This window comes from Sulfitobacter sp. PR48 (assembly GCF_028807335.1).
Lineage (GTDB): Bacteria > Pseudomonadota > Alphaproteobacteria > Rhodobacterales > Rhodobacteraceae > Sulfitobacter.
The window spans coordinates 1-3,328 of record NZ_JARAMM010000053.1 but is presented as its reverse complement, the minus strand read 5'-3'; the positions used below and the strand labels follow the sequence as shown (position 1 = coordinate 3,328).

The following is a 3,328-nucleotide window of genomic DNA, read 5'->3' as shown; positions in this document are numbered from 1 at the left end:
CGAACCGAGGGGTGGGCGAGTAGCGCCCGCCCCGTGGGGGCGGTTCGGGCGCTGCCAAAGCTTTGCTTTGGCAATAGGTCTTCACTTTGAGCGCACAGGCTGGGCTCCCTCCCCCCGTCCGCTGCAATTTTCACGAGTGACCGCTGGGGTGGGTGCGAAACGCTGCGGCGCATCAAGCCGCAACGGACGACATGTCATACATGACATGTCAAAAATGACAGGTCTTGCATGACATGTCTGCAGCTGCGGGAAGTGGGCGGCACATGTCGGCAACCAAAGCGCAGAGCGTTAACTGAAGAGCGCGAAGTGTGAAGAGCAAAGCGCGAAGCCTGGCGTTTCGCCTTTGCCCCCAACCACCTGAAGTCACCTGAAATCAAGGATTTCAATGCATCATAGCCCGCACGAAACACCCCCTGCCAAATCAGACCGAGGCGCCAAGGGCGCGCAAGGTGTCAAGATGAAGCCAGAGCGCAAGGGCGGCGGCGACCACGCCCGCCACGAAGAAGGTCAGATCATGCCGCGCATCCCAGACGGCATGGACCCGCGCCAGCCAGATCAGCACCAGATGCGACAGCGCCATGGCCAGCCCCATGCCCAGGATCGCCCCCACCAGCCCGGCATGGATCGCGCCTGCCAGCAGCATCGACACCTGCAGGCTGGACCGCGCCGCCGAATAGATGAAAAAGCGCCGCGAATCCCCTGCCGCAAGGGCGGCCTGGTCATAGGTCATGCCGATCACCTGCGGGATCAGCGCCAGGGCCAGCAGCACCACAACCCCGCCGGAACTGGCGTAGCGGCTGTCATAAAGGTGGTCGACCAGCCAGGGCCCGATCAGCGCCATCACCACCAGCATGCCGCCGATGCCAAGGGTCAGCCCATAGCGGATCCGGGCCAGCCGATGCGGCTCTGCCCCCTCGCGGTAGATCGGGATCATGACCCGGCCCGTCACGCTCAGCCCCAGCAACAGCGGGAAACTGGCCAGGAAATAGCCGATGTTGTAGATGCCCAGCGTCTCCAGCGTCAGGAACTTGCCCAGGATCGCCTTGTCGCCCTGACTGGCAAAGAACCAGAACAAGGTGGAGAGGAAGATCCACTTGCCGAAATGGATCAGCTCGGTCGCGGCGGTCCTTTCCCAGCGGAAGCGGTTGCGCTGGCCCGGCAGGCCATAATGGGTCAGCAGCAGCTTGGCCCCTGCCCCCACGACACCACCGATGACCAGGGCGGAAACCGATTGCAACACCACTGCAAGGCCGATCATCACCGCGATGCCGATCACCTGCGAGCTCAGGTCCAGCACCGTCAGCCGCCCCATCAGCAGGTGGCGCTGCGCGGTTTCGATCCGGGTCGGGTTGAACCCGCCCAGGATCAGCGCCAGACCGGCAATGGGCAGATAGCGGGCCAGGTCGGGCTGGTCGTAGAACAGGGACACCGGATAGGCCAGCACGCAGGCCGCACCCCAAAGCCCGATGCCGCGCAAGACCTGGATGGTCCAGGCGGTGTTGAGGAAATCCGGGTCATCGCCCCGCTTGCTCTGCGAAATCGAGGGCGAAATGCCGACATCGGAAAACAATGTCAGGCCCACGGTGATCACGCTGATCAGCGCCATCAGGCCAAAGGCTTCGGGGAACAGCAGCCGTGTCAGGATCAGGTTCGATGCCAGCCGGATCGCCTGCGAAGCGCCATAGCCCAACAGGATCCACGAGGCCGAGCGCAATGCGCGCGCCATCAGCCGGTTGTCCTTCAGCACTTCAAAAACCCGTGCAAACACTCGAAAAAAGCCTCACTTCTGCCTCAGGCGCTGAATAGAGCGTCCTTGCGTCCTGCGCCAGCGCCATGACACGGCAATGGGGCAAAGTTGTGAAGAACAAGGAAGAGCCGTGAAGATCGCCTATATTCTCAATACCTATCCGCAACCCTCGCAGAGTTTCATCCGCCGCGAGATCCGCGCGCTGGAGCGTCAGGGTCACAAGGTCACCCGGATCGCGATGCGGCGCTTTGACGGCCAGCTGGTGGACCCGCAGGATGTCGCCGAGGCGGAACAGACCGACTATCTTCTTGCCAAGGGGCCGATGACATTGCTGCGGGGCAGCCTGCGCGCCCTGGGCCGCAATCCCGGCGGGTTCCTGGCGGCGCTGCGAATGGCGCTGAAACTGGGCCGTCGCTCCGAAGCGGGCCTGTTGCGCCATATGATCTACCTTGCCGAAGCGGCCCATGTGGCGGCGCAATGCCGCGCTGCCGGGGTTACACATGCCCATGCCCATTTCGGCACCAATGCCCCTGCCGTGGCGCTGCTGGCGCGGATGCTGGGCGGGCCGAAGTTTTCCTTCACCGTGCATGGCCCGGAAGAATTCGATGCGCCCCGCGCCCTGTCGCTGGGGGCCAAGATGAAGGCCGCCGATTTCACCGTCGCGATCAGCCAGTTTGGCCGCTCGCAGCTGATGCGCTGGGCCGATCATGCGGATTGGGACCGCATCCATGTGGTGCATTGCGGGGTGGAGCCCGAGCGCTTCAGCGATCCTGCCCCGCTACCCGAGGGGCCGCGCCAGGTGGTGGCGATTGGCCGTCTGGTCGAGCAGAAGGGCCAGATGATCCTGATCTACGCGATGGCACAGGTCAAAGCCGACCTGCATCTGACCCTGATCGGCGACGGCGAGATGCGCGACCAGATCGAGGCGCTGATCGACCGGCTTGACCTGCGGGGCCGCGTCACACTGACCGGCTGGGTCGATGAGACACGGGTGAAGGCGGAACTGGCAGCAGCCCATGCGATGGTCATGCCCAGCTTTGCCGAGGGCCTTCCCATGGTGGTGATGGAGGCGATGGCCGCCGCCCGTCCCGTCATCGCGACCTATGTCGCGGGCACCCCGGAACTGGTCCGCCCGGGGGAGACCGGCTGGCTGGTGCCTGCGGGCGATGTCTCTGCCCTGGCGCAGGCGATGGATGACCTTGCCACCCTGCCACAGGCCAGATTGGCCGAGATGGCCGCGGCCGGGCGGACACGGGCGCTGGCGCGCCATGACATCGACACGTCGGCACAGAAACTGGCGGCACTGATGGAACCCGCCGAGGCGTAGGCTCTGGACCCATTAATTCTACATGCTCAGCGGCGATTTCACGAAATTTCAATGGTTTGGGGCGTGCAGCCAATCCCCTCTCGTGACATTTGCCTTGCAAATGCACTGCCGGGCAGTGGTAGGTTCTATTTGCAAACGGCCCAAGACGTTGAAATGAAGCGAAATCGCCGCCCGTCGCTCCGAAGGAGCGCCGAGTCATGTTGGCACGCCTTTGGCGTGACGGGTTTGACGGATTTTCCCGCAGCCCATTGCCC

Annotated in this window: 2 protein-coding genes; one reads left to right on the top strand and one right to left on the bottom strand. The window is 63.9% G+C overall.

Going from position 1 to position 3,328, the window contains the following annotated elements:
• Positions 1 to 421: 421 nt before the first annotated feature.
• A complete protein-coding gene (locus PVW51_RS24110; protein ID WP_269363898.1) occupies positions 422 to 1,726 on the bottom strand; it encodes an oligosaccharide flippase family protein in 1,305 nt (434 codons plus the stop codon).
• Positions 1,727 to 1,877: 151 nt separating this feature from the next.
• On the opposite strand from PVW51_RS24110, the gene PVW51_RS24105 reads away from it, so the two are divergent.
• The gene (locus PVW51_RS24105; protein ID WP_274578223.1) at positions 1,878 to 3,074 is read left to right on the top strand and encodes a glycosyltransferase; all 1,197 of its coding nucleotides are present in this window, start codon (positions 1,878 to 1,880) and stop codon (positions 3,072 to 3,074) included.
• Positions 3,075 to 3,328 lie beyond the last annotated feature (254 nt).